We start from the raw sequence: 24,859 nt of genomic DNA, 5'->3' as shown, positions 1-24,859 counted from the left end.
GGCTATAACCGGGCCCAGGCCTCAGTGAGGACGCCGCGCAGAATCTGCTCGATCGCGTCGAACTCGCGCGGCCCGCTGATCAACGGTGGCGCAAGCTGAATCACCGGGTCACCCCTGTCGTCGGCACGGCAGTACAGGCCCGCATCCCAGAGCGCCGTGGACAGGAAGCCGCGCAGCAGTCTTTCGCTTTCCTCGCCACTGAACGTCTCCTTGGTGTCTTTGTCTTTGACCAACTCGATTCCGTAGAAGTACCCCTCCCCGCGCACGTCACCGACGATCGGCAGGTCGTGGAGTTTCTCCAGCGTGGCGCGGAACACCGGCGCGTTCTGCCGCACCCGATCGTTGAGCCCTTCACGTTCGAAGATGTCCAGATTGGCCAGCGCCACTGCGGCCGAAACCGGATGGCCGCCAAAGGTATATCCATGCGGAAAGGTGGTCTTGCCGTCATTGAAGGGCTCGAACAGTCGGTCGGTGGCGATCATCGCACCGATGGGCGAATACCCGGATGTCATGCCCTTGGCACAGGTGATGATGTCGGGTTGGTATCCGAAGTCCTCGCAGGCGAACATCGATCCGATGCGGCCAAAGGCGCAGATCACCTCGTCGGACACCAGCAGCACGTCGTACTCGTCGCAGATTTCGCGCACCCGCTCGAAGTAACCCGGCGGCGGCGGGAAGCAACCGCCGGCGTTCTGCACAGGCTCCAGGAACACCGCGGCGACGGTATCGGGCCCCTCAAATTCGATGGCCTCGGCGATCCGGTCGGCACAGTAGCGGCCGAACGCCTTGGGGTCATGCGCATATGGCTCCGGTGCCCGGTAGAAGTTGGTGTTCGGAGCCCGGAAGCCACCCGGGGTAAGCGGCTCGAAGGGCGCCTTGAACGCGGGCAATCCGGTGATGGCCAACGCGCCCTGCGGGGTTCCGTGGTAGGCGATGGCACGCGAAATCACCTTGTGCTTACCGGGTTTCCCGGTCAGTTTGAAGAACTGTTTGGCCAGCTTCCACGCGCTTTCCACCGCTTCTCCCCCACCAGTGGTGAAGAACACGCGGTTCAAGTCACCCGGCGCGTATGCGGCGAGGCGATCGGCCAGCTCTATCGCCGGCGGGGTGACATAGGACCACAGCGGAAAATACGCGAGCGTCTCGGCTTGCCGCGCAGCCGCTTGCGCGAGTTCGGCGCGGCCATGCCCGGCCTGCACGACGAACAGTCCGGATAGGCCGTCCAGATAACTCTTACCGCGGTCATCCCAGATCCTCACCCCCTCGCCGCGTGTGATGACGGGTGGTGCGATACCGGCACCGTGCCGGGCGAAGTGCCCCCACAGATGCCGAGACGCCTTCGCCTCTAGGTCGCCAGAAACGTCTTGTGCTATATCAACGGATGTCACCGTGTACCCCAATTATATTGCTGTTTAACTAATTTCAGATAGACCAGGGTCTCCGTGGAGGTGACCCCAGGCACCGCACGAATCTGCTTGTTGAGCAGGTCCAGCAGGTCGTCGTCGTCTTCGCAGACCACCTCGACGATCGCGTCGAAGGTCCCGGCAGTCAGCACCACGTAGTCGACGGCGGCCAGTTCGGCCAGTCGATCGGCGACCTCGGTGGTATCGCCGGAGCATTTGATGCCGATCATGGCCTGGCGTTTGAATCCGAGCTGCATCGGATCGGTGACCGCGACGATCTGCATGACGCCGGCGTCGATCATGCGTTGCACACGCTGCCGCACCGCGGCCTCGGAGAGGCCCACCGACTTTCCGATCGTGGCGTAGGGACGCCGGCCGTCTTGCTGAAGTTCCTCGACGATCGCCTTGGATGCATCGTCGAGCTGGAACGCCGCGGACCCGCTACTCGGGTCTGCAACCCGTAGCTGGCCCCGCATCAAACCTCGTGTCGTATTGGCCACGAGCTCGATTGTGCACGGATTCCATCGTTTTTCGCAATGATTTACGACGGATACCCACGAAAAACGAACAATCCGCGATGGAATCCGTGGCTTCACGCGCCGATTTTCGATACGGTGGCCGGGTGAGCGTTCCCAGCAGTTGGATCAACGGCAACCCGGTAGCGACCAGCGGAGAAACGCATCGTGTGATCAACCCGGCGACGGGCTCGGCCATCGCGGACCTGGCCCTGGCGACTCCTGCCGATGTGGATGCGGCGGTGTCGGCGGCCAGGGCCGCCGGACCCGCCTGGGCCTCGTCGACACCCGCCGACCGCTCAGCCGTCTTGGTCAAATTGGCCGCGGTCATGGCCGCCAATGCCGACACACTGGTAGCCGAGGAAGTCGCGCAGACCGGCAAACCGGTGCGTTTGGCCACCGAGTTCGACGTGCCCGGCAGCATCGACAACGTCGAATTTTTCGCCGGCGCCGCAAGGCATCTGGAGGGCAAGGCGACGGCCGAATACTCGGCCGACCACACCTCTAGCATCCGGCGGGAGGCCGCCGGTGTGGTGGCCACGATCACCCCGTGGAACTACCCGTTGCAGATGGCAGTGTGGAAGGTGCTGCCCGCGCTCGCGGCGGGATGCACGGTGGTGATCAAGCCGAGCGAGCTGACGCCGCTAACCACACTCACCCTCGCACGTCTGGCCGCGGAGGCCGGGCTGCCCGATGGTGTGCTCAACGTCGTCACCGGGCGCGGCGATGATGTCGGCAGCGCGCTCGTGGGCCACCCCGACGTGGATCTGGTGACCTTCACCGGTTCCACGGCGGTGGGCCGAAAGGTCATGGCAGCAGCGGCAGTTCACGGCCATCGAACACAGTTGGAGCTCGGCGGCAAAGCCCCCTTCGTGGTTTTTGACGATGCCGATCTGGACGCCGCGATCCAGGGGGCCGTCGCGGGGGCCATCATCAATTCCGGTCAGGACTGCACGGCAGCCACCCGCGCCATCGTCGCCCGCGATGTGTACGACGACTTCGTCGCCGGGGTCGGCGAGGTGATGAACAAGGTCGTCGTCGGCGATCCTCGTGATCCCGACACCGATATCGGGCCGTTGATCTCGGCCGCGCATCGCGCCAGGGTTTCGAGCATCGTGGACCGCGCGCCGGCGCAGGGCGGCCGAATCGTCACCGGCGCCAGCTCTCCCGATCTACCGGGTTCCTTCTATCGGCCCACGCTGATCGCCGATGTCGCGGAGACCTCCGAGGTCTACCGCGACGAGATCTTCGGCCCGGTGCTGACGGTGCGCTCGTTCACCGACGACGATGACGGATTACGGCAGGCCAATGACACCGCCTACGGCCTTGCCGCTTCGGCCTGGACACGCGATGTGTACCGGGCACAGCGAGCATCACGGGAAATCAAGGCGGGTTGCGTGTGGATCAACGACCACATCCCGATCATCAGCGAGATGCCCCATGGCGGATTCGGCGCGTCCGGGTTCGGCAAGGACATGTCGGACTACTCGCTCGAGGAGTACCTCACCGTCAAACATGTCATGAGCGATATCAACGGCGTCTCCGACAAGGATTGGCACCGGATAATTTTCGCGAAGCGCTAGGCCGGCGCGTCCAAATTGTGGTTGATAATCGCCGCGAGCCGGGTAAGGCTGGACGTGATGGCACGGCGATCGGCACCGGTCAGCTCCACGAAGACCTCGTGCTGCCGTGCCCGAAAGGCTGACTGCGCCTTGATCACCCGTGCACGCCCGTCCGTCGTGAGACCCACCAAGACCAGTCTGTCATCGGATGACGAACGGGTGCGCTCGACCACTCCCCGCTCTTCCAGCTGCTTGAGGGCGCGAGTGGCCGTCGGCACCGCGACCCCCGCTGTCCCGGCGAGCTGGCTCACGGACATCAGCTCCCGGTCAAGCAGCGGCGCCAGCAGCTCAAGCTGAGAGCGGCTCATGCCCGCCTGCGTGCCCGCGGGCGATGTCCGCCCCCTGCGCATCGCGAAGTAGAGCGCGTCCGTGGCCGCCACAAGCTCTTCGATCTCGCGCGCACTGTTCCCACTCGGCTGTCCTGGCACACCCACAGTGTAAGGGTTAGCATGATAATAGTTAGCATGCTAACGTTATGAACGAAGCCAGCGGAAGGACAGACACATGCGGGTAGCGATCATCGGCGCCGGAATTGGTGGGCTCACCGCAGCAGCGGCGTTGCGCACCAAGGATATCGACGTCGTCGTCCACGAGAAGGCGCACGAACTACGCGAAGTGGGCGCGGGCGTGGTCGTCGCAAGCAACGGTCTGCGCGCACTCGACGAAGTGGGCCTGGGCGATCGAGTGCGTGCGATCGGCACCCCGATCGGTCACACGCTCTGGCATACCTGGCAGGGAGAAAGCGTTCCGGTACCGGCCGCGTGGCCATCGGTCAGCCCCGATCGCCCGGTCACCTCCCTGCCTGTGCACCGCGGCGAACTGCAGCAGGCCTTGCTCGGCGCGCTGCCGGAGGGAACGGTCCATCTGGGGCGTCCATGCCACGACATCGTCGAGACTGCCGACGAGGTTCGAATCCTTTTCGCCGATGGATCCGAGGAACGAGCCGACGTCGCCGTGGGCGCCGACGGTATCCACTCGGTGGTGCAGCGCGTGGTGGCAGATCCGGTCGAGCTGTCCAGCGATGGCGTCATGGCCTACCGCGGCTTGATCCCCGTCGAACGCCTCGAGGGCGCCATCGATCTGAATTCCATGCAAATGTGGCTGGGCCCGGGGCGCAGCTTCCTGATCTATCCGGTATCGCAGGGCCGGCTGCTCAACGTGGTGGCCTTCACCCCAAGCAATCTCGATGCCGAGGAATCCTGGACCGCCCCCGGCGATGTGGCGGAGTTGGCGCACCAGTTCGAGGGCTGGGACGAGCCGGTGCTCACAGTCGTCGGGGGGATGACGGAGACCTTCCGCTGGGGGCTGTATGACCGAAAGCCGTTGAACCGCTGGACCACCGATCGCATCGCACTTCTGGGTGATGCCGCGCATCCGATGACGCCGCACCTCGGCCAGGGCGCGAACATGTCGATTGAGGACGGGGTTGTGCTGGCCACCGTGCTCGCCAACGCACCGATCACCGAAGTTCCCCGACGCCTGTCCTTGTACGAATCACTGCGCCGTGACCGCACCAGCCGGGTGCAACGCAATGCCCGTGCCTCGGGACGCGTCTATCGCTCCGTCGACCTGACCGCGCAGCAGCAGGCGGCACAGCTCACCGAAATCCTTGCCGACAACTGGATTCCCGACTATGACGCCGCCGGGGCGGCACTCGCCGCCCTCTAGTCCTTGGTGAATTCCTCACCCGTCTGCGGGTTCACCGCGACCTCACCTTGCGGGAGATTGGACAGATCGCCCGCGATCACGGTGTGCTGCGCCTCGACCGCGTCGGGCAACCCGAAATGGGTTGTCGGCGCGGCGGGCGCCAGCACCAGGTCGGCACTGCGCCGCGGCAGCGTCACGCCTTGGAAGAACGGCGGAGCCGCCACCCGCCACAGCAGCATCAGCACCACACCGAGAATCAGGGCACCAACGCCGACAACCGCGACGGCCCCGACCCCGAACACGGTGACGTTGTTACCGGCGTCGTCGATGAGCCAGCTGGGCTTGGCGTACTGGATGAGTCCGTAGATGAAGACGATGGTCAGAGTGATTCCACCGACCAGCGGCATGACGCCGCGCATCATGAGATCGCGGAAGCTGTCCGTGAGCGTCTTGCGGTAGAACCACGCGCACGCAAAACCGGTCAGCCCGTAGTAGAAGGCGATCATCAGGCCCACCGAGCCGATCAGCGCGGTCAGCAGGTTGGTGCTGATCGCGGTGAACAACACGTAGAAGACGATCGAAATCGCACCCATCGCGATCGTGGACGTCGACGGCGTCAGATACGTGCGATGAATCGATGCGAATGAATCCGGCAGTGCCTTGTAGACACCCATCGACAACGTGGTGCGGGCCGTCGGCAGGATCGTGGTCTGAGTACAGGCGGAGGCCGAGGTCAGAATGGACGCCGACAGCAAGAGCATCCCGAGGTGCCCAAGGAAGCTGTTACCGAACAATTCCGGACCGATGGCCTTGAACACGTCGGCGGCGTTCTCCTGGTTTCCCAGCCCGATACCCTCGGTGCCCACACCGGCGAACGCCACCGCGGCCACGCTCACCAACGCATAGGTGGCCAGCAGCAAGAACGTCGAGATGACCGCCGCACGACCGGGAGTGCGTCCGGGATCGTCCGACTCCTCGTTGCAGGCCACCGCGGTGTCCCAGCCCCAGTAGATGAAGATCGTCGTCAAGACTGCCGGCGCGATGACGGTGCCGAAATCCATGCCGCCCGGCCAGAACCACGACAACGACGGTATGAGCGAGTAGCCCTCGGCGTTATGGGTATAGACCTTGATCAGCGCCACGATCGCGAAGGCGACCAACACCACCACTTCGACGGTCAGCAGCCAGTACTGCAACCGCGCCGACACCTCGATGCCCCGGTAACAGATGTAGGTCATGATCACGATCCAGATGACACCCGCCACCGTCGACCACAGCACACTGTCGGCCAGGCCCGACGCCGACGACCAGCCGAGGTCGCCGACGAATGTGAAGGAATAGGCCCCGGCGACCTGAGCGAGGTTGGCCAGGCAGATGACGTCGGCGGCGATGATGCCCCAGCCGCCCAGCCACCCGACGATCGGCCCGAAGGTCCGTGAGGCCCAGGTGAAGGTGGTGCCGCAGTCGGGTTCGGCCTTGTTCAACTCCTGATAGGCGACCGCGATGAGATACATCGGAATGAAGGAGATCAGCACGATTGCGGGCGCCTTCACCCCGGCGAGCAGCGCACCCCCACTGGCGACAATCAACCCGAGGGTCGCGGCCAGACTGTACGCGGGCGCGGTAGAGGCGAGACCGACCACGACGCTGGACAACAGCCCCAGCGCTCCGCCCTTAAGACCCTTGCTCTCGACGGGGATGTCTGAACTCATGGGCAGCAGAATACGTTTTCCGTTGCGCTTTCGCCCAAGATGAGCGGAATTCGTTTAGGTAGCGCGTTCCGACACCGAATTCCGCAACAGGGCTGACGTGGGATCGACCCGCCGAAACAACGGTTTACGACGCATTTCCCGAGAAGCCGACGCGCGATACGGCGTGTCGGCGCAGGAAGGGACAACTAGGCCAGCGGATTCGTCCCGTTGAGGAACACCCAGATGGCGGCCGCCGCACCGAAGCCCAGCAGCACCGCGGCGAAGGAACCGATGAACGGCCTGCGGGCCCAGCCGCGACCAGCGTCAAACCCGTACCGACCAGGGCCGACAAGGATCACCGCGACAATCGCCACGATCATCAGCAGCTCGAATTCGTGCCCGTCGGGCCAGAAGATGGCGTAACGGTTGGCCTTATCGGAGACCATGTCCGACAGCAGCACGTTGACCATGAAGGCCAACGCGGCCGCACCCGCCAGCGGGGTCAGCAGGCCCAGAACCAGCAGCACCCCGGCGCCCAGCTCCGCCGTCACACCGACATAAGTAAGGATGTCGGCGTATTTGAAGCCGCGGTCACCCAGTGTCGCCTCGAACCCGCTGAGCCCTGTCCCGCCCCACCAGCCGAAAACCTTGCGCAGACCGTGGGCGATGAGCACCGCGCCCACCCCGACACGCAGCAAAAACAGCCCCAGATCCTGGGTCCCACGACGGTCGCCCGCAGGGTCCTGGGTGCCCCACGGCGCAGCATGGCGCGCGTGCACCGCCTCGGACGATATTTTGGTAGTGGCAGGTTCGGCGTAAGGCAGCGGCGCTGGATCGTACAACGGTCCAACCTCTTTCACATTGTGGGAGCTCGTCAGCCTCTCCGCCTGGTAATGCGGGATTGCCGTGGTCTCGAAGTCGCCGCCGTACGTAGCCGACGGCACATCGTCTTCAGGGTCGACCAATTCGGGCGGCTTACGCCACACCTGCGGATCGTCCGAATGACCGGTCACGGGCCCCAGACTAAGTCCATTGGAGGCCCGAATGTGGCGAGCAACGCCGTAAGGTCCGTAATCTTGCGGGCATGCTCATTCGCTCCAGCCCCGTGACGGGACCGACCAATGAGCCATCGGGGAAAAAACTGCTAGTCGGTTCGATGGCGACGGCGGCCGCAGCGGTGACGCTGCTCTCGGGTTGTGTCCGGTTCGATCCCACCCAGGATCAGCCGTTTACCGAGGTGCCTCGCCGGGGGGTCGCCCAGACCACAACCACCCCACCGCCGCCGTTACCGGGTAAACCGTTCCCCAAGCAATGCCCCGCCGACGGTGTGATGCAGGGATGCCTGGAAGCCACCAGCGGACTCATCATGGGCAGCGACGGCAAGACGGCGTTGGTCGCCGAGCGCGCGACCGGTGCCATCAAGGAGATCGCGACGAGCGCCGAGCCGAAGGTGAAGACGACCATCCCGGTCGACCCGTCCGGCGACGGCGGCCTGTCCGATATCGTGCTCTCCCCCTCCTACCAACAGGACCGGCTGATGTACGCCTACATCAGCACCCCGACCGACAACCGGGTGGTTCGCGTCGCCGACGGTGACGTGCCCAAGGACATTCTCACCGGAATACCCAAGGGTCCCACCGGCAATGCCGGATCACTGGCGTTCACCAGCCCCACCACGCTGGTCGTCCAGACCGGAACCGGCGGCAACGCGGGTGCAGCGAATGATCCGAACTCTTTGGCCGGCAAGGTGATCCGCATCGAGCAACCCACCACCGTGGGGCAGACGCCGCCGACAACCGCGATCAGCGGTTTGGGTGACGGCGGCGCCATGTGCGTGGACGCCGCCAACGGCACGCTCTATGTCACCGATCGATCCCCGGCGGGCGACCGGCTGCAAAAGCTCACCAAGGACGGCAAGATCTCGACGGTGTGGACCTGGCCGGATAAGCCCGGGGTGGCCGGATGCGCCGCACTCGACAGCTCGGTGATGGTCAACCTGGTGTTCAATCAGACCACCGTTGTGGTGCGCCAGAACCCCGAAACAGGAGCGGTCACCGGCGATCCTGAGGTGCTGCGGCAAAAGGAACAGCACGGCCACGTGCGGGCGCTGAAGCTCTCCCCCGACGGCAATGTCTGGGGCGGTTCCATCAACAAGGACTTCGGAACCGCCACCGACACCGAGGACGTGGTGTTCCCGCTGTTCCCGAAGGGCGGCGGATTCCCCCGCGCGAACGACGACCTGGACTAATCAGCCCTGGCCGCAGGCCTTGAGCACCAAGTCCTTGACCAGCGCGGCATCGGCCTGCCCCTTGGTGGCCTTCATCACCGCGCCGACGATGGCACCCGCGGCCGCCACCTTGCCATCGCGGATCTTCTGCGCGACATCGGGATTGGCGGCCAGCGCCTCGTCGACGGCGGCCTGGATCACCGAGTCGTCGCGCATCACGACCAGACCGCGATCGTTCATCACCTGCTCGGGTTCGCCCTCGCCGGCAAGAACACCATCGACCACCTGGCGCGCCAGCTTGTTGGACAGCTTGCCGTCCTTGACCAAGGCGGCAACGGCAGCCACCTGGGTGGGTGTGATGGGGAGCTCGGCCAGCTCGACCTCACGCGAATTGGCTTGTTGCACCAAGTAGTTACCCCACCACGAGCGTGCCTCTTCACTGCTGGCACCCTCGGCAACGGTGGCCTGCACGAGTTCAACGGCTCCGTTGTTGACCAGATCGCGCATCACCTCGTCGGAGACGCCCCACTCCTGCTGAATGCGACCCAGCCGCAGCCAGGGCAGCTCCGGAAGAGTGCCACGCAGCCGCTCGATCAGCTCGGTGCTGGGCGCCACGGGTTCGAGGTCGGGTTCGGGGAAGTACCGATAGTCCTCGGCGGTCTCCTTGCGGCGTCCGGCGCTGGTGCTGCCGTCCTGCTCCAGGAAATGCCGTGTCTCCTGAATGACTTCCTCGCCCGCGTCCAGAACCGCCGCCTGGCGCCGCATCTCGTAGCGCACCGCCACCTCGACACTCTTGAGCGAGTTGACGTTCTTGGTCTCGGTGCGGGTACCGAACTCGTCGGCACCGGCGGGCATCAGCGATACGTTGGCGTCGCAGCGCATGGATCCGTGATCCATGCGCACATCGGAAACATCCAAGGCGCGCAACAGGTCCCGTAGTGCCGTCACATAGGCGCGGGCGATCTCGGGCGCCCGCTCCCCGGTGCCTTCGATGGGCTTGGTGACGATTTCGACGAGCGGAACTCCGGCCCGGTTGTAGTCCAGGAGAGATTCGGTCGCGCCGGAGATCCGGCCGGTCTCACCGCCGATGTGGGTCAGCTTGCCGGTGTCCTCCTCCATGTGGGCGCGCTCGATCTGCACCCGCCAGATGGTGCCGTCCTCCAGTGGGACGTCGAGGTAGCCGTTGAACGCGATCGGCTCGTCGTACTGGGAAATCTGGTAGTTCTTCGGCTGGTCCGGATAAAAGTAGTTCTTGCGGGCGAACCGGCCCCACGGGGCGATCTCACAGTTCAGCGCCAGACCGATGCGGATGGCCGACTCGACGGCCTTTTCGTTCACCACCGGCAGCGAGCCCGGCAAGCCCAGACATACGGGGCAAATCTGGGTGTTGGGCTCCGCGCCGAATGTGGTGGGGCATCCGCAGAACATCTTGGTGGCCGTGGACAGCTCGACGTGAACCTCCATGCCGAGCACCGGCTCGTATCGGGTCAGCACGTCGTCATAGTCCAGCAGTTCTGTCATGCTGCGATCCTAATAGGTCGGCTTTGCGGGCCGAGCAGACATGTATTGCACAGAAAACGCAGGTAGCGCCCGCACTACATGTCTGTTCGCGGGTACGGTCGCCTCATGAGCCACAACGTGTTGGTCATCGGCATCGATCCGTATTTGATCGATTTCACCACGCCGGACTTCGCCACAGTGGAGCTGACCGCAGACGATATCCAGTCCGGTCTGGAACAGTCGGCGGCGATCCTGAATGCCGAGGGCTATGCCGCTGAACTGTGCCTCATCAGCCTGGCACTGGGTGAGGTCACCGCGCAGGTGACCCAGGCCCTCGAGACGCGGTCACCGGACTGCGTGGTGATCGGCGCCGGCATACGCACCATGCCCTCGAACCTTCAGCTTTTCGAGACAGTGCTCAACGTCGTCCACAAGCACGCACCCCAGGCAACGATCTGCTTCAACACCGTGCCCACCGACACGGTCGCCGCCGTCGAACGGTGGATTTGACCGCTAGTTGCCGACGTAGCTCGAGCCGCTCCTGATCAGATGGCAGACCGCGCCGTGCCCGGCGGTCCTCGGCGCGTTGTCCGTCCGTGACACCGCCACGCGGCCATTCACCTTCACCCGGCACGTCACCGACCCCGGATCATCCCCGGGGTGTGAACCCGAGAACACCAGTGACTGTCCGTCACCGTCGTAGTCGAAGCTCGTGGACCAGGGCAAGCCGACCGTGTCCACGGCGTACCCACCATCGGGTCCGTTGTAGCCGACCATCACGCCCTCGCCGAACGTCCCCGACAGCTCGAACTCGATCGACGTGGCAGCAAAGGCAGTACCCGGCGCCGACAGCTGCAGACCGGCGCAAAGCACGGCCCCCATCGCCACCCTCCCGATTACATACGTAATTGACGATTCCATGCGCGCATTAGATCACCATGTGCGGTGGTAAGCACCGGAATCTCAGCCGAAGAACGCGGCGGCGTCCTCGTAGCGATTCTTCGGGACCAGCTTGAGCTGACGGGTCGCTTCCGACAGCGGCACCCGCCCGATGTCCTGTCCACGCAGCGACACCATCACGCCGTACTCCCCCGCGTGTGCGGCGTCCGCGGCGTTGACGCCGAAGCGCGTCGCGAGCACCCGATCGAATGGTGTCGGGGTGCCGCCGCGCTGCACGTGACCGAGGACGGTGGTGCGCACCTCCTTGTTGATGCGCTTTTCGATCTCGGCTCCCAGCTGCTGGGCCACCCCGGTGAACCGCTGATGCCCGAACTCGTCAATTCCGCCGTCGCGTAACTCCATTGACCCCTCGGCCGGCTTGGCCCCCTCGGCCACCACACAGATGAAATGCGAATCGCCGCGCTGGAAGCGCCCTTTGATCAGGCGGCACACCTCTTCCACGTCGTACGGCACTTCGGGGATCAGGGTCATATGCGCACCTGAGGCCAATCCGGAATGCAGCGCGATCCAGCCCGCATGCCGGCCCATCACCTCGACCAGCATCACTCGCTGGTGGGATTCGGCCGTGCTGTGCAGCCGGTCGATGGCATCGGTGGCGATGGTCAGCGCGGTGTCGAACCCGAAAGTCACATCGGTGCAATCGATGTCGTTGTCGATTGTCTTGGGCACACCAACGACCGGCACGTTCTCGTCGGCCAGCCAGCTGGCCGCGGTGAGAGTGCCCTCGCCGCCGATCGGGATGAGCACATCGATCCCGTTGTCGTCGAGGGTCTGCTTGATCTGATCCAGCCCGGCACGCAGCTTGTCCGGATTGGTGCGTGCGGTGCCGAGCACCGTCCCACCCTTGGTCAGCAGCCGATCATTGCGGTCGTCGTTGGCCAGCTGGATACGCCGGTTCTCCAACAGACCCCGCCACCCGTCCTGAAATCCGACGACCTGCGAGTCGTAGCGGTTGGCGCAGGTTCGCACCACCGCACGGATGACAGCGTTCAGGCCAGGACAGTCACCGCCGCCGGTAAGCACTCCGATACGCATAGCCCCCATCATGCCCGTGAGCCGGTCAGACGGCAGCGCTACGAAGCCTTGGGTAGGCGGCTCTGGATGTTCAGCCTGAACCCGGCCCATACCGCGCGGCGGTCGGCGCCCAGGTTCTGCTCGACACGCGGCTCCCGGTCGAAGACCATCACCGGCCAGTCCGGACCGCGGTATTGCGGCCAGTCCTGGCTCGGAACACCGTTGCGCGCGAACGCCACCCAACGTTGTTGCACGTCATCGACGACCCGCGAGGCATCTCGGTGGGTAAAGCTGCCGGCCAAGACGGGGCCGGCGGGACCCCGATAGTTACCGAAAACCGCCGGCAGCTCGGTGGCGTGGGATCCTTCCAAACCGGCGGCCCGCACCGTCCAGGGCGCATAGTCGAACTGGTAGACGTACACCGGTGCGAATTGTTGATGGGCACGGGCAATCCGCCATACCGAGGATGTGAAGAACATGTCCCCCGCCAACCGCAGGCGCGCCTCCCTCGAGGGGTATCCGGGATAGGCGGCAATGATCCGTTCCCGGTAACCGGGCCCTCCGCGCCCAAGGATCTCCTGCTGCTCGGCCTCGGACAGCGGCATTACCTTGATGGCCTTGGTGAAGAGCCGGGCCTCATCGGCGTTACTGCCAATGATCAATGGAACCCTTTGCGCTTCACCACTTTCCATGGCTTCCACGGGAGGCTTCGGGAGATAACTACCGTCGACGGACGGCCCGAAGGGGAACCCGCCCAGCGCGATCAACTTGCGCTGGGCGCGTAGGAGCTGCCGCGGTGAGGCATTCATGACGGTCGCGGCCGCGTCATCGGCCGTGGCACCAAGCAATTCGGCGAACCGCCGGGCGTCGTGTGCGATCGCATCGGCGCTCGCGGCGAGGCCGCTGGCCGTGCTCTGGATGATCGCGCGCTGGAACAGACCCGCGGCGGCCGGCGTCGCCATCAGGGTCTCGACGCCGCTGCCGCCCGCGCTCTCACCAAAAATGGTGACGTTGTCCGGATCGCCGCCGAAGGCACCGATGTTGTCGCGGACCCATTGCAGGGCGAGCACGAGATCACGCAGGTACAGGTTGCTCTCGATGACGTGTTCGCCGTCGGACAACGACGACAGGTCGAAGGCCCCCAACGCGCCGACCCGGTAGTTCGCCGACACATAGACGCATCCACGGCGCGCCAGGATCGAACCCTCGTACGGCGGGCTGCTCGAACTGCCCAGGAAGTAGCCACCGCCGTAGATGTAGAACATCACCGGCAGCGGTCCGTCGGGCAGCTCCTCGGGGGCAACCACATTGAGCGTCAGACAGTCCTCGCTGCGCCGTTTTTGGGGCGTGAACACCTTGGGCTGAATCGGCGCGGCACCGAAACGCCGGCAGGTACGCACCCCCGCCCACGGCTGGACGGGACGCGGCGCCCGCATCCGCAACGGTCCCACCGGCGGTTCGGCGTACGGGACACCGCGGAAGCGCCGCATGCCGCGCCGCACGAAACCTTCGATCTCACCACTGGTTGTCGCTACACGTAGGGGCGCCGGTGCCATGGGAGCGAACCTAGCGGGGGCCACGGCCCAGCGCTAGTCGCGCACCAAATTCCCTACTTGGCAACGAGTTTCCATCAGTTGTTCAGATCGGGGCAGGAGACGTCGACATATGCGGTGGTGGACGAGAGCGCACTGGTCTGGCCGGCGGACACCCCGTGCACGTCCGTCACCGTGCATTGCGACAACGGCGCCGATACGCTGCCGTTGATCTGCACCGAATACCCCTGCTTCTGCAGATTTGTCACCGTGTCACCCGCGTTACCGCCGCCGGTGCTCGTGGACGCCGTGGCGGTCCCGGCCAACCCCACGGCAGCCGCCGCGAAAGCCGAAGCGGTAATGGCGGCGAATGCGAACTTCTTCATGATGGCGCTCCTTGGTAGTTGTGCCGCGGGACCATTTCCGGCGACATCACAAGGCTCGGCGCGAAAGGCATGTGTTCTTTGAGCGCCCACTGAAGATTCGATGGAGAAATCGGCGGGCTACCACAGGCCCAATTAGGGCCATGAACAGCAGTTTCGGTACCGGAATCGCCGCCGGGCGCTATCGGTGCGCCAAGGAAACTCTGAAGTTTCGATGAAGAAGTGTCCCCGAGGCACAGCGACCTTCGACGGGGACGGGTCGGTCAGTGCACCATGGGCACATGCACGGTTCTTCCCACGATGCCGCAGCGGTGCCTGCCCCGGACTATCGGGCCCTGGTGGTCGACGATGAGGTACCGCTGGCCGAGGTGGTCGCAAGCTATCTCCGGCGGGAGTCGTTCGAGGTTCACCTCGCCCACGACGGCCGTCGCGCACTCGATTTGGCGCGTGAGGTCGATCCCGATGTGGTGATCCTCGATATCGGCCTGCCGGGCGTGGACGGTATCGAGGTCTGCCGGCAGCTTCGCGTCTTCTCCGACGCCTATGTGGTGATGTTGACCGCGCGGGACACCGAGGTGGACACCATCGTCGGGCTTTCCGTCGGAGCCGACGACTACGTCACCAAACCCTTCAGCCCACGGGAGGTCGTCGCCAGGGTGCGCGCCATGCTTCGGCGACCCCGCCGCGTGCCCGCACCGTCGGACGAATTGGCTCCGGATCTGAGCCCGCCGCGCGTGTTCGGAGCGTTGCGTATCAACGTGGACGGCCGTGAGGTACATGTCGGCGAAGCGCCAGTCACGCTGACTCGCACCGAATTTGACGTACTTGCGGCCCTCTCGTCCCGGCCGGGCATCGTGCTGAGCAGAAAGCAATTGCTCGACGCGGTATGGGGCGACACGTGGGTAGGAAACGACAACATCGTCGATGTCCACATCGGGCATCTGCGCCAAAAACTGGGCGACAACCCGGCACTGCCGCGATACGTGGCGACTGTGCGCGGCGTCGGCTATCGCATGGGTTCCGGATCGTGACACGTCCCCAATACGGCATCGGACTACGGCTACTGGTGGTGAACTCGGTGGTGGTCCTCGCCGGGATCGCCACCACCAGCGTGGTCGCCGCCATCGTGGGGCCCCCGATGTTCCGCCGCCTGATGGATCAGCAGGTAGCACCCGGCGCCGGTAACGATCACCCGTACGAGCGCGCCTTCCGCCATGCCACCGCGATGTCCATCGGGTTCGCCGTCGTGGTGTCGGCCCTGGCCGCACTCACCCTGAGTTGGTATCTGAGTCGACGGGTACATCGCTCGGCCACTTCACTGTCACAGGCGGCATCCGCTGTTGCCGACGGGCACTACGACATTCGGGTGCCACCGCCACTGCTGGGCAAGGAATTCGACGCTGTCGCAGCGGCTTTCAACAAGATGGCGCAGCGACTCGGCGCCGTGGACGAAGCGCGCCGGCAGATGCTGGCCGACCTGGCGCACGAGATCAGAACTCCGGTCGCGGTGCTTGAGGCGTACATGGAAGCAGTGGAAGACGGTGTGCAGCAACTGGATCAACGGACCGTGGCCACACTGCGGGATCAAACCCGTCGCCTGACGCGGTTCAGTATCGATGTCAATGCCCTCTCGGTGGCCGAGAGCCGCACCACATCGATCGACGCGCGGTTGGTATCACCCAACGACTTGGTCAACACGACGGTCGCCGCGTTCGTGCCGCGCTACCAGTCAAAGGGAGTTGTCCTGCAGGCCCACGCCGAGGACGCACTACCGGACGTATGGGCCGACCCCGAGCGGATTGGCCAGGTATTGAGCAACCTGCTCGACAATGCCCTGCGCCATACCGGCCCGGGTGGGCACGTCACCGTGACGGCGGCGGCCACCGGCGCCGGTACGACGATCACCGTCTCCGATACCGGCGACGGTGTCCCGGCCGAACATCTGGACAGACTGTTCGATCGTTTCTATCGCGCCGACGCCGCCCGCGATCGACAGCACGGCGGAGCAGGCATCGGGTTGTCGATCGCCAAAGCGCTTGTCGAAGCGCACGATGGGCGCATCGAGGCACACAGCGCGGGACATGGAGCGGGCACCACGTTCACGGTGTACCTGCCCACCGCGGGTGATCGCCCCGACAGCACCGCCGGCTAGCGGCCCGGTTGAATCACCGTGGGACGCGTCTTGGTTGCCGGCACCGTTGCCAGCGGCGCCTTGTTATCGGGATCGGGCGCCGAGCTCATATGCGGATCGTTGGAGTGGATACAGGCCTTGTCGGTCTGCACCGAGCAGGTCACCCGCTGCGCCGAGTCACTGCCGGGAGTCTCCAAGACCGCCGGCGCGGCCGCGAGTACACCACACAACGCCAGGGTGGCGACGTAGGAAGGCACGCGCGGCATGCCTCCACGGTACGCAGCCGACTGCCGATAACCGTCGTATTTCAACTGCCAGTTGGCTGTGGATTCCTACAGCGCCGCGGGCAACGCGCCCCGGGCGGTCTCATACGCCGCACCCACCCGGTACAGGCGGTCGTCGGCGAGCGCCGGCGCCATGATCTGCAGCCCCACCGGAAGCCCGTCGTCGGCGGAAAGACCGGAGGGCACCGACATTCCGCAGTGCCCGGCCAGGTTCAGCGGCAGTGTGCACAGGTCGAACTGGTACATGGCCAGCGGGTCATCGACCTTCTCCCCCAACCGGAATGCGGTCGTAGGCGTGGCCGGGGTGACCAGCACATCGACCTGCTCGTAGGCGCGCTCCAGGTCACGTTTGATCAGGGTACGTACCTTCTGCGCCCGGCCGTAGTAGGCGTCGTAGTAGCCGGCGGATAGCGCGTAGGTGCCGATCATGATGCGCCGCTTGACCTCTGGACCAAAGCCCGCCGCCCGGGTAAGCGCCATGACTTCCTCGGCGCTATGCGTTCCGTCGTCCCCCACCCGCATGCCGTATCGCATCGCATCGAATCGGGCCAGGTTGGAGGACACCTCCGACGGCAGGATCAAGTAGTAGGCCGGGAGTGCGTATTCGAAATGCGGACAAGACACCTCGACCACGTCGGCGCCCAGCGCGGTCAGCTGCTCGACGGCGGCATCGAACGATGCGATCACGCCCGGCTGATACCCGTCGCCGCGCAGCTGCGAGACCACACCGACACGAACACCCTTGAGATCACCGGCGGCACCGGCGCGAGCCGCGGCCACGACATCGGGCACCGGCTCGTCGACCGAGGTGGAGTCGCGCGGGTCATGGCCCGCGATCACCTGATGCAGCAGCGCGGTATCCAAAACCGTGCGTGCACAAGGGCCGCCCTGATCCAGCGACGAGGCGCAGGCCACCAGCCCGTAACGGGAGACGGTGCCGTAGGTGGGCTTGACCCCGACCGTCGCGGTCAGCGCCGCGGGCTGGCGGATCGAGCCACCGGTGTCGGTACCGATGGCCAGCGGCGCCTGGAAGGCCGCCAACGCGGCAGCACTACCACCGCCCGAACCACCCGGCACCCGCTCGACGTCCCAGGGGTTGCGGGTGGGGCCGTACGCGGAGTTCTCGGTGGAGGAGCCCATCGCGAACTCGTCCATGTTCGTCTTGCCCAGGATCGGGATCCCGGCCGCGCGCAGCCGCGCGGTCACGGTCGCGTCGTAGGGCGGTACCCAGTTCTCCAGGATCTTCGACCCACACGTGGTCGGCATGTCCCGGGTGGTGAAGACATCCTTGAGCGCCAGCGGAACACCGGCAAGAGCAGAAGCGGGCTGATCACCGCGCGCTATCGCGTCGTCGGTGTCCTTGGCGGCGGCCAGGGCCTGCTCTCCCGCCACGTGCAGGAAGGCCCGGTAGGTCGCGTCGGTGCTGGCGATCTGATCCAGATGCGCGCGTGTCACCTCAACGGATGACACCTCGCCGGAATGGATCAACGCGGCCAGTGCGGCGGCGTCCTGCCTAATGAGCTCAGAGGCCGGTCGGCTCATCATTCCTCCCCAAGAATCTGCGGCACCGCGAAACGGCCCTCGGCCACCCGAGGGGCCTGCGCCAGCGCCTCATCAGGGGTGAGGCAATCGGCAATCACGTCAGGCCGTGTGACATTGACCGCATCGAGCGGGGAGCTCGTCGCATCAACCTCGTCCAGCTCATCGGTGGAAACGGCACTGATCTGGCTGACGTGGCCGAGGATCGCGTCGAGTTGCCCGGCGTATCCGTCCAGCTCAGCGTCGGTCAGCGCAAGCCGGGCCAGTCTGGCCAGGTGCGCGACCTCGTCACGGGATATGGCGCTCACGGCTAGACAGCCTAGAGGGCGGCACTGCCCGACCTATGCCACAGTGTTGGACGTGCCGTCATATCTGCTGCGCCTCCAGCTCGCCGACCGCCCCGGCAGTCTGGGGTCGGTCGCCGTCGCGCTCGGCACGGTGGGTGCGGACATCTTGTCCCTGGACGTCGTCGAACGTGGTCCGGGCTACGCCATCGACGACCTGGTCATCGACCTTCCACCGGGCTCCATGCCCGATTCATTGATCACCGCCGCCGAGGCGCTGAACGGGGTGCATGTGCATTCCATCCGCCCGCACACCGGCCTGTTGGAAGCGCACCGCGAGCTGGAACTGATCGACAGGGTGGCCGCCGCGGGGGCATCCGCCCGCCTCGAGGTGCTCGCTCACGAAGCCCCCCACGTACTCCGCGCGAACTGGTGCACCGTGGTGCGGCAAGACGGCACCGGCTTCATTCGGGTGGCCGGCAGCGCGGGGGCCCCGGAAACCCAGGCCACCTCCGCCCCCTGGCTACCGCTGAGCCGCGCGCAGGTTCTCGACCCGACCGCAGATTGGGTGCCCCAACTGTGGAAAGACATGGACACCACACTGGCGGCCGCGCCGCTGGGCTCGGGTGACACCGCGGTGGTGCTGGGCCGTCCCGGCGGACCGGAGTTCCGGCCCTCGGAAGTGGCGCGTCTGGGCTATCTGGCCGGGATCGTCGCAACCTTGGTGCGGTAGCGGTCGGTTCACAGGAACGGCACAGCCAATTCCCTGAATCGCGCGGCACACTCACTGACGTGACTGACATCGACGCGTCCATGAGCCGGACAAGGGAACGACTCATCTTCGCCGCCATTCTGCTGACGATCGCCGTGGTGTACCTCTGGGACATCAGCCAGAACGGGTGGTCCAATGCCTTCTACGCGGCAGCCGTCCAATCGGGCAGCGAGAGCTGGAAGGCATGGTTCTTCGGCAGCTTCGATCCGCAGAACTACGTGACAGTCGACAAGCCGGCCGGCGGTCTGTGGTTGATGGGATTGTCTGCCAGGCTCTTTGGCTTCTCCAGCGCCAGCATGCTCATCCCCCAGGCTGTCCTTGCGATCACCAGCGCGGCCCTGATCCGCGCCGCGGTGCGGCGGCAGGCAGGTCCGAGCGCGGGCCTGCTCGCGGCGGCCCTATTCGCTCTCATCCCGGTGGCCTCGGTGATGTTCCGGCACTCCAACCCCGACGCACCGATGGTGTTCGGCATGGTGGTGGCCGCGTACTTCACCACGCGCGCCATCGACTCCGAGCGCGCGCGGAGCGCCGCCGGCTGGCTGGCACTGGCCGGAGTCGGCATCGGATTCGCGTTTCTATGCAAGACCCTCGAAGGTCTGCTGGTAGCTCCCGCGCTACTCCTGGCCTACCTGGTGTCCGCGAAATGGCCTTGGAAGACAACACTTCTGCACATCATCGGCGCCGGCGTCGCCCTGTTGGCCTCGTCGGGATGGTGGATGGCTGCCGTCGCGCTGACCCCAGCGGCTAGTCGCCCGTACGTCGACAACTCCACGGACAACAGTGAGTGGACACTGGCGGTTGGCTACAACGGCCTGGATCGCCTGCTGGGCGACAACTCCAATGGAATGGGCGGCGGCCGCGGCAGCGGGCCCGGATTCTCGGGCACCCCGGGCATCTTCCGGCTGTTCCAGGACACTCAGGCCGATCACATCGCGTGGCTTCTTCCCACGGCGTTCATCGCGCTGATCCTCGGACTGATCATCGTCGGCAAGACACCGCAGACGGCGGGCTGGACGGGCCGCCTGCGCGCCATCACCACCAATCCCGCCGGGGCAGGGCTCGTTTTATGGGGCACCTGGATGGTGTCCAACTACGTGATCCTGAGCTACATGGCCAAGCAGTTCCATCCGTACTACACCTCGGCAATGGCTCCGGCCATCGCCGGCTCCCTGGCGATCGGCACGGTACTGCTGTGGCGGCATCGGTCCGAGCGGATCGGCAAGTTCGGGCTGAGCGCACTCACGCTCAGCGCCACCATCATGGCGTTCGTCCTCCTGCGGCGCATTCCGGCCTGGCTGCCTTGGCTGCGGTGGGTTCTGCTGATCGGCGGTCTCGTGGTGGCGGTTGTCCTCGCACTCGGCGCACTGGAGCGCAGCGCCCGCCTGCGCTACGCCATCGCCGCTGTGGCGCTTGTGGTTTCACTGGGAGGTTCGTTCGCCTTCACCATCGCCAACGTGACCACCCCGAAGGTGGGCGGGTTGTCCTCGTCGGGACCGGCGATCGCCAAGGACGACAAGTTCGGCGGTCAGCCACCCGAGCCGCTAGATCCCGCATTGGCCGCCCAGATCAAGGATTCGGGCGCCCGATGGCCGGTGGCGACCACCAACACCCGCACGGCCGCGCCCATTCAGTTGGAGACGAATGCTCCGGTGATGGCGATTGGCGGGTTCTCCGGGCGCGATAACCCGATCACCCTGCAGCAGTTCATCGAATACACCCAGGACGGCGCCGTCCAGTTCTATGCCGAGTCCGTCAAGGACAAAGACAAGGACAAGCAGAAGGAACAACCACAGCAGGACGACGACACCAAGCGGGTGGCCGACGAGGTTCAGAAGTGGGTCGAGACCCACTTCTCCTCCAAGGATTACGGTGATCTACGAGTGTTCGATCTCTCGATTCCGCCGAAGTCGTAGAGGTCCAGGCGTCGACGGGCCACCCGGCACTACGCGGGCGGCCCGTCGGCCAGCAGGGCCCGGAAACCGTCCTCATCGAGGATGGTCAGCCCTAGCTCGACGGCCTTGTCGTACTTGGACCCTGGCGCGTCACCGACGACCACAAACGCCGTCTTCTTGGACACCGAGCTCGCGGACTTGCCACCCCGGGCGATGATGGCCTCCTTGGCCTCATCACGGGAAAACCCTGGGAGCGAGCCGGTTACGACGATAGACAGCCCTTCCAGGTTGCGCGGTATCGACTCGTCACGCTCATCGGCAGTCCGCACACCCGCGGTGCGCCACTTGTCGACGATGGCCCGATGCCAGTCGACGGTGAACCAATCCACCACGGCCGCGGCGATGGTGGCTCCCACGCCTTCGACGGCGGCCAGTTGTTCGACGGACGCACCCTCGATGGCCTCCAGGTCACCGAACTCGGTGGCCAGCGCACGGGCCGCGGTGGGGCCGACATGGCGAATCGAGAGCGCCACCAACACCCGCCACAGTGGCTGTTGTTTCGCCTTGTCCAGGTTGTCCAGTAGCCGACTTCCGTTGGCGGACAACGCCCCGCTCTTGGTCTTGAACAGATCGGTCCGCAGTAGGTCATCGGCGGTAAGGCTGAAGAGATCGCCCTCGTCCTCGATGACGCCGGCCGAGAGCAGCGCGATCGCCGCCTCATAACCGAGGGCCTCGATATCGAATGCGCCACGCCCCGCCACGTGGAAGACCCGCTCACGCAGTTGCGCGGGACAGCTACGCGAGTTGGGGCAACGGATGTCCGCGTCACCCTCCTTCTCATGTGCCAGCGTGGTGCCGCATTCGGGACATGTTGTGGGCATGACGAATTCGCGCTCGGACCCATTTCGCAGATCGGCGACAGGCCCCAGCACCTCGGGGATGACGTCACCGGCCTTACGGATCACCACGGTGTCACCGATCAGCACACCCTTGCGTGTGACCTCCGAGGCGTTGTGCAGGGTGGCCAAGGACACCGTGGATCCGGCCACCTTCACCGGGGTCATGTACGCGAACGGGGTGACCCGTCCGGTGCGGCCCACGCTCACCCGGATGTCGAGCAGCTCGGTCGTCGCCTCTTCGGGCGGATATTTGTAGGCGATGGCCCAGCGGGGCGCGCGCGAGGTACTACCGAGGCGGCGCTGCAGCGCCACGGTATCGACCTTGACCACGAGGCCGTCGATCTCGTGTTCCACGTCGTGGCGGTGCTCGGCCCAATAGTTCACGCGTTCCTGTACCTGGGCGATACCGCGCACCTTGGTGGTGTGCGTCGAGACGGGTAAACCCCACTCTCCCAACGCCAAGTAGGCGTCATGCAGACTCTCCGGCGAGAAACCCTCGGCGCGGCCAAGCCCGTGGCAGATCATCCGTAGCCGTCGCCGGGCGGTGATCGCCGGGTTCTTTTGCCGCAGGCTGCCCGCGGCGCTATTGCGCGGGTTGGCGAACGGCGGTTTGCCCTCCTCGACCAGGGAAGCGTTCAGCACCTCGAAATCCTCCAGCCGGAAGAACACCTCGCCGCGCACCTCCAGGAGCGCGGGTATCGGGTATTCCTTTGACTCCGTGAGCCTTTCCGGCACATCCTCGATGGTCCGGGCGTTCAGGGTGACATCCTCGCCGCTGCGCCCGTCCCCGCGGGTGGCCCCACGCACCAGCACGCCGTTCTCGTACACCAGCGCGAGCGCCACGCCGTCGATCTTCAGTTCACACAGATATTCCGGCTCTTCCCCGATGTCGCCGCGCACCCGGGCATCCCAGGCCACCAGCTCCTCGGAACTGAATGCGTTGTCCAGGCTCAGCATTCGCTCCAGGTGATCGACCGACCTGAATTCGGTGACGAAACCCGCACCACCCACCAGCTGTGTGGGGGAATCCGGTGTACGCAGCTCGGGGTACTGCTCTTCCAGCGCCGTCAGTCGTTGCAGCAGCTCGTCGAACTGGCCGTCCGAGACAACCGGGGCGTCCTTGACGTAGTAACGGAACTGATGGCCACGCACCTCGTCGGCCAGCTCGCCCCATTGGCGCTGGATGTCGGAATCCATACCCGGCAGGCTAACGGACCCACCCGACAGCTCCCGAACCCTACGATGTGCCCATGGGCACACACCCCATCATGTTCACCGAGCACGATCCCGGCCTGGCTGAACTGCGCGAACTGGCGCTCGCATTGCCGGAAGCGGCCGAACAGATCTCGTGGGGCCGACCCGTCTTCAAGGCGGGCAAGATCTTCGCGATGTTCGGCGGCAACGCAAAAGGCGCCACCAAGGGTGAGATGACCGCCTACCCGTACTCGGTACTGATCAAGGTGGACGATTCCGAACGCACCGCACTCTTACAGGACGAACGCTTCTACTATCCGGCGTACATGGGGCCCTACGGCTGGCTCGGACTGGATTTCACCGCCTCCGAGGTGGACTGGGACGAGGTCGCCGAGCTCCTGGATGCCTCATACCGCTTGATCGCCACCAAACGGCTGCTCAAGCTGCTGGATCAGGACGACAGAACCTTTTGACAATCCCCCCGCTCTACCTCAAAATTTGCCTACCACTCACAGAGACAGGCTGGGGCGCACAGTGTCTGTTGCCAATCGATTCTGCAGTGTCCTGGCCGGGGCGGCACTAACCGCCATCGCCGCGGCGCCTTCCGCACGCGCCGACGGTCCTCTGGTGTTTCCCGGGATGGAGATCATTCAGGGAACCCAGAGCTGCACGCTCGGATACGTCGATCCCGGTGCCCGGATCGGTCTCACCGCGGGCCATTGCGCCATGGATACCGACGGCCCGGTGTACGACTCGGCAGGCGACCTCATCGGCGCCCTCGTCATCGCCGGCTCCAACCTTCACGACGGCGACCGGATCGACGGCACCAAGTACGTGATCGACTACGAGGCCATCAAATTCCGTGACGACGTGGCGATCAACGACATACTCCCCAACGGGATTCGACTCGAACGCGGTAGCGGGATCCAGCCGCAGACCGGGCTGCCGGTCTGCCGCAACGGCGTCACGACCGGCGAGGCCTGCGGCACCGTCACCACGGTCAACAATGGCTGGTTCGAGATCGACGGACTACCCGCCGACCATGGCGACTCGGGCAGCGCGGTGTACTCGATCACCTCGCCAGGGCACGGCGCCATCGTCGGAATCGCACGCGGCATCACCCGTAACATCGATACCGGCGTGGTCCAGACCACCGCGATTTCCTGGTCGACTGTGCTCAATCAACTGCGGGAAGACCTCGAAAAATCACCCGACGCCACCCCGCCACCTGGGGATTCACCTGCCCCAACCGCACTTCCTGCACCACAGGACGCCCGATTCGCATAGGCTCGTAGCGACACAGAGAGTCGTGCCGCGTGCTCTCCTGATGCTGGTCGGGCTTTATTGACGGTGAACGTGGCAGACAGAGA

Annotated in this window: 24 protein-coding genes; 10 read left to right on the top strand and 14 right to left on the bottom strand. The window is 65.2% G+C overall.

The window, feature by feature from the left end; genetic code table 11:
* Positions 1 to 2 precede the first annotated feature (2 nt).
* Both BKG76_RS18930 and BKG76_RS18925 read right to left on the bottom strand, forming a co-directional pair.
* Positions 3 to 1,388, bottom strand: coding sequence for an aspartate aminotransferase family protein (locus BKG76_RS18930; protein ID WP_070938960.1), 1,386 nt, complete (start codon positions 1,386 to 1,388; stop codon positions 3 to 5).
* A complete protein-coding gene (locus tag BKG76_RS18925) occupies positions 1,385 to 1,903 on the bottom strand; it encodes an Lrp/AsnC family transcriptional regulator (RefSeq protein WP_078282772.1) in 519 nt (172 codons plus the stop codon). The genes BKG76_RS18930 and BKG76_RS18925 overlap by 4 nt, the downstream gene beginning before the upstream one ends.
* Before the next feature lie 122 nt (positions 1,904 to 2,025).
* Here BKG76_RS18925 and BKG76_RS18920 point away from each other — a divergent pair, with 122 nt between their 5' ends.
* Entirely contained in the window at positions 2,026 to 3,501 is a 1,476-nt protein-coding gene (locus BKG76_RS18920; protein ID WP_109420905.1) for a gamma-aminobutyraldehyde dehydrogenase, read from the top strand.
* Here BKG76_RS18920 and BKG76_RS18915 read toward each other — a convergent pair.
* Positions 3,498 to 3,968 carry a MarR family winged helix-turn-helix transcriptional regulator gene (locus tag BKG76_RS18915; protein ID WP_109420904.1) on the bottom strand — a complete coding sequence of 157 codons (471 nt, stop codon included), beginning with the start codon at positions 3,966 to 3,968 and terminating at the stop codon, positions 3,498 to 3,500. The genes BKG76_RS18920 and BKG76_RS18915 overlap by 4 nt on opposite strands.
* Before the next feature lie 76 nt (positions 3,969 to 4,044).
* On the opposite strand from BKG76_RS18915, the gene BKG76_RS18910 reads away from it, so the two are divergent.
* A complete protein-coding gene (locus BKG76_RS18910) occupies positions 4,045 to 5,208 on the top strand; it encodes an FAD-dependent monooxygenase (RefSeq protein ID WP_070938957.1) in 1,164 nt (387 codons plus the stop codon).
* Here the strand turns inward: BKG76_RS18910 and BKG76_RS18905 are convergent.
* Positions 5,205 to 6,899 carry an APC family permease gene (locus tag BKG76_RS18905; protein ID WP_070938956.1) on the bottom strand — a complete coding sequence of 565 codons (1,695 nt, stop codon included), beginning with the start codon at positions 6,897 to 6,899 and terminating at the stop codon, positions 5,205 to 5,207. The two genes, BKG76_RS18910 and BKG76_RS18905, sit on opposite strands and share 4 nt — an antisense overlap.
* 185 nt (positions 6,900 to 7,084) lie before the next feature.
* Positions 7,085 to 7,891 (bottom strand): DoxX family protein, encoded by an 807-nt coding sequence (locus BKG76_RS18900; RefSeq protein ID WP_070938955.1) that lies wholly within the window; start codon positions 7,889 to 7,891, stop codon positions 7,085 to 7,087.
* A 71-nt stretch (positions 7,892 to 7,962) separates the two neighbouring features.
* Here BKG76_RS18900 and BKG76_RS18895 point away from each other — a divergent pair, with 71 nt between their 5' ends.
* Entirely contained in the window at positions 7,963 to 9,126 is a 1,164-nt protein-coding gene (locus tag BKG76_RS18895; RefSeq protein WP_070938954.1) for a PQQ-dependent sugar dehydrogenase, read from the top strand.
* Here the strand turns inward: BKG76_RS18895 and gatB are convergent, their stop codons facing one another.
* Positions 9,127 to 10,626 (bottom strand): Asp-tRNA(Asn)/Glu-tRNA(Gln) amidotransferase subunit GatB, encoded by a 1,500-nt coding sequence (gene gatB, locus BKG76_RS18890; protein ID WP_070938953.1) that lies wholly within the window; start codon positions 10,624 to 10,626, stop codon positions 9,127 to 9,129.
* Between the two features lie 105 nt (positions 10,627 to 10,731).
* Between gatB and BKG76_RS18885 the strand changes: the two genes are divergently transcribed.
* Complete coding sequence (locus BKG76_RS18885; protein WP_070938952.1) at positions 10,732 to 11,115, top strand: hypothetical protein; 384 nt, start codon at positions 10,732 to 10,734, stop codon at positions 11,113 to 11,115.
* A 3-nt stretch (positions 11,116 to 11,118) separates the two neighbouring features.
* On the opposite strand, the gene BKG76_RS18880 is transcribed toward BKG76_RS18885, so the two are convergent.
* From BKG76_RS18880 to BKG76_RS18865, 4 genes are all read right to left on the bottom strand, one after another.
* On the bottom strand, positions 11,119 to 11,487 hold the full coding sequence (locus tag BKG76_RS18880; RefSeq protein WP_070938951.1) for an MmpS family transport accessory protein: 369 nt from the start codon (positions 11,485 to 11,487) through the stop codon (positions 11,119 to 11,121).
* An 81-nt stretch (positions 11,488 to 11,568) separates the two neighbouring features.
* Entirely contained in the window at positions 11,569 to 12,600 is a 1,032-nt protein-coding gene (locus BKG76_RS18875; RefSeq protein ID WP_070938950.1) for an ATP-dependent 6-phosphofructokinase, read from the bottom strand.
* Positions 12,601 to 12,638: 38 nt separating this feature from the next.
* The gene (locus BKG76_RS18870; RefSeq protein ID WP_070938949.1) at positions 12,639 to 14,135 is read right to left on the bottom strand and encodes a carboxylesterase/lipase family protein; all 1,497 of its coding nucleotides are present in this window, start codon (positions 14,133 to 14,135) and stop codon (positions 12,639 to 12,641) included.
* Between the two features lie 74 nt (positions 14,136 to 14,209).
* Entirely contained in the window at positions 14,210 to 14,497 is a 288-nt protein-coding gene (locus tag BKG76_RS18865) for a hypothetical protein (RefSeq protein ID WP_070938948.1), read from the bottom strand.
* A gap of 278 nt (positions 14,498 to 14,775) precedes the next feature.
* Between BKG76_RS18865 and BKG76_RS18860 the strand changes: the two genes are divergently transcribed.
* Together BKG76_RS18860 and BKG76_RS18855 are read left to right on the top strand one after the other, a co-directional pair.
* Positions 14,776 to 15,525, top strand: a complete 750-nt coding sequence (locus BKG76_RS18860) for a response regulator transcription factor (protein WP_070938947.1) — start codon at positions 14,776 to 14,778, stop codon at positions 15,523 to 15,525.
* Positions 15,522 to 16,646, top strand: a complete 1,125-nt coding sequence (locus BKG76_RS18855; RefSeq protein ID WP_070938946.1) for a HAMP domain-containing sensor histidine kinase — start codon at positions 15,522 to 15,524, stop codon at positions 16,644 to 16,646. The genes BKG76_RS18860 and BKG76_RS18855 overlap by 4 nt, the downstream gene beginning before the upstream one ends.
* On the opposite strand, the gene BKG76_RS18850 is transcribed toward BKG76_RS18855, so the two are convergent.
* The 3 genes from BKG76_RS18850 to gatC form a co-directional block, all read right to left on the bottom strand.
* Positions 16,643 to 16,891, bottom strand: a complete 249-nt coding sequence (locus tag BKG76_RS18850; RefSeq protein ID WP_070938945.1) for a hypothetical protein — start codon at positions 16,889 to 16,891, stop codon at positions 16,643 to 16,645. The two genes, BKG76_RS18855 and BKG76_RS18850, sit on opposite strands and share 4 nt — an antisense overlap.
* Positions 16,892 to 16,957: 66 nt before the next feature.
* Positions 16,958 to 18,451, bottom strand: coding sequence for an Asp-tRNA(Asn)/Glu-tRNA(Gln) amidotransferase subunit GatA (gene gatA / locus BKG76_RS18845; protein ID WP_070938944.1), 1,494 nt, complete (start codon positions 18,449 to 18,451; stop codon positions 16,958 to 16,960).
* On the bottom strand, positions 18,451 to 18,756 hold the full coding sequence (gene gatC, locus BKG76_RS18840) for an Asp-tRNA(Asn)/Glu-tRNA(Gln) amidotransferase subunit GatC (protein WP_070938943.1): 306 nt from the start codon (positions 18,754 to 18,756) through the stop codon (positions 18,451 to 18,453). Before gatC ends, gatA begins: the two co-directional genes overlap by 1 nt.
* Before the next feature lie 52 nt (positions 18,757 to 18,808).
* Between gatC and BKG76_RS18835 the strand changes: the two genes are divergently transcribed.
* Positions 18,809 to 19,465, top strand: coding sequence for an ACT domain-containing protein (locus tag BKG76_RS18835; protein ID WP_109420903.1), 657 nt, complete (start codon positions 18,809 to 18,811; stop codon positions 19,463 to 19,465).
* Between the two features lie 80 nt (positions 19,466 to 19,545).
* Complete coding sequence (locus BKG76_RS18830; RefSeq protein WP_070938941.1) at positions 19,546 to 21,417, top strand: ArnT family glycosyltransferase; 1,872 nt, start codon at positions 19,546 to 19,548, stop codon at positions 21,415 to 21,417.
* A 29-nt stretch (positions 21,418 to 21,446) separates the two neighbouring features.
* Here BKG76_RS18830 and ligA read toward each other — a convergent pair whose 3' ends face one another.
* Positions 21,447 to 23,492 (bottom strand): NAD-dependent DNA ligase LigA, encoded by a 2,046-nt coding sequence (gene ligA / locus BKG76_RS18825; RefSeq protein WP_070938940.1) that lies wholly within the window; start codon positions 23,490 to 23,492, stop codon positions 21,447 to 21,449.
* A gap of 53 nt (positions 23,493 to 23,545) precedes the next feature.
* Here ligA and BKG76_RS18820 point away from each other — a divergent pair, with 53 nt between their 5' ends.
* Both BKG76_RS18820 and BKG76_RS18815 read left to right on the top strand, forming a co-directional pair.
* Positions 23,546 to 23,962 carry an MmcQ/YjbR family DNA-binding protein gene (locus BKG76_RS18820; RefSeq protein ID WP_070938939.1) on the top strand — a complete coding sequence of 139 codons (417 nt, stop codon included), beginning with the start codon at positions 23,546 to 23,548 and terminating at the stop codon, positions 23,960 to 23,962.
* Positions 23,963 to 24,023: 61 nt separating this feature from the next.
* Complete coding sequence (locus tag BKG76_RS18815; RefSeq protein WP_070938938.1) at positions 24,024 to 24,776, top strand: Rv1815 family serine proteinase; 753 nt, start codon at positions 24,024 to 24,026, stop codon at positions 24,774 to 24,776.
* Positions 24,777 to 24,859: the final 83 nt, after the last annotated feature.

The sequence above is a fragment of the Mycobacteroides franklinii genome (genome assembly GCF_001853795.1).
In the GTDB taxonomy this organism is placed as follows: domain Bacteria; phylum Actinomycetota; class Actinomycetes; order Mycobacteriales; family Mycobacteriaceae; genus Mycobacterium; species Mycobacterium franklinii.
This window is presented reverse-complemented; position numbering and strand designations above follow the sequence as displayed.

What these genes read in the sequence shown, in the direction of transcription:
- BKG76_RS18910 (WP_070938957.1), top strand. Translation starts at nt 4,045, where the DNA reads ATGCGGGTAGCGATCATCGGCGCCGGAATTGGTGGGCTCACCGCAGCA.
- BKG76_RS18905 (WP_070938956.1), bottom strand. Translation starts at nt 6,899, where the DNA reads ATGAGTTCAGACATCCCCGTCGAGAGCAAGGGTCTTAAGGGCGGAGCG.
- BKG76_RS18895 (WP_070938954.1), top strand. Translation starts at nt 7,963, where the DNA reads ATGCTCATTCGCTCCAGCCCCGTGACGGGACCGACCAATGAGCCATCG.
- gatB (WP_070938953.1), bottom strand. Translation starts at nt 10,626, where the DNA reads ATGACAGAACTGCTGGACTATGACGACGTGCTGACCCGATACGAGCCG.
- BKG76_RS18885 (WP_070938952.1), top strand. Translation starts at nt 10,732, where the DNA reads ATGAGCCACAACGTGTTGGTCATCGGCATCGATCCGTATTTGATCGAT.
- BKG76_RS18880 (WP_070938951.1), bottom strand. Translation starts at nt 11,487, where the DNA reads ATGGGGGCCGTGCTTTGCGCCGGTCTGCAGCTGTCGGCGCCGGGTACT.
- BKG76_RS18875 (WP_070938950.1), bottom strand. Translation starts at nt 12,600, where the DNA reads ATGCGTATCGGAGTGCTTACCGGCGGCGGTGACTGTCCTGGCCTGAAC.
- BKG76_RS18870 (WP_070938949.1), bottom strand. Translation starts at nt 14,135, where the DNA reads ATGGCACCGGCGCCCCTACGTGTAGCGACAACCAGTGGTGAGATCGAA.
- BKG76_RS18865 (WP_070938948.1), bottom strand. Translation starts at nt 14,497, where the DNA reads ATGAAGAAGTTCGCATTCGCCGCCATTACCGCTTCGGCTTTCGCGGCG.
- BKG76_RS18860 (WP_070938947.1), top strand. Translation starts at nt 14,776, where the DNA reads ATGCACGGTTCTTCCCACGATGCCGCAGCGGTGCCTGCCCCGGACTAT.
- BKG76_RS18850 (WP_070938945.1), bottom strand. Translation starts at nt 16,891, where the DNA reads ATGCCGCGCGTGCCTTCCTACGTCGCCACCCTGGCGTTGTGTGGTGTA.
- gatA (WP_070938944.1), bottom strand. Translation starts at nt 18,451, where the DNA reads ATGAGCCGACCGGCCTCTGAGCTCATTAGGCAGGACGCCGCCGCACTG.
- BKG76_RS18830 (WP_070938941.1), top strand. Translation starts at nt 19,546, where the DNA reads ATGAGCCGGACAAGGGAACGACTCATCTTCGCCGCCATTCTGCTGACG.
- ligA (WP_070938940.1), bottom strand. Translation starts at nt 23,492, where the DNA reads ATGGATTCCGACATCCAGCGCCAATGGGGCGAGCTGGCCGACGAGGTG.
- BKG76_RS18820 (WP_070938939.1), top strand. Translation starts at nt 23,546, where the DNA reads ATGGGCACACACCCCATCATGTTCACCGAGCACGATCCCGGCCTGGCT.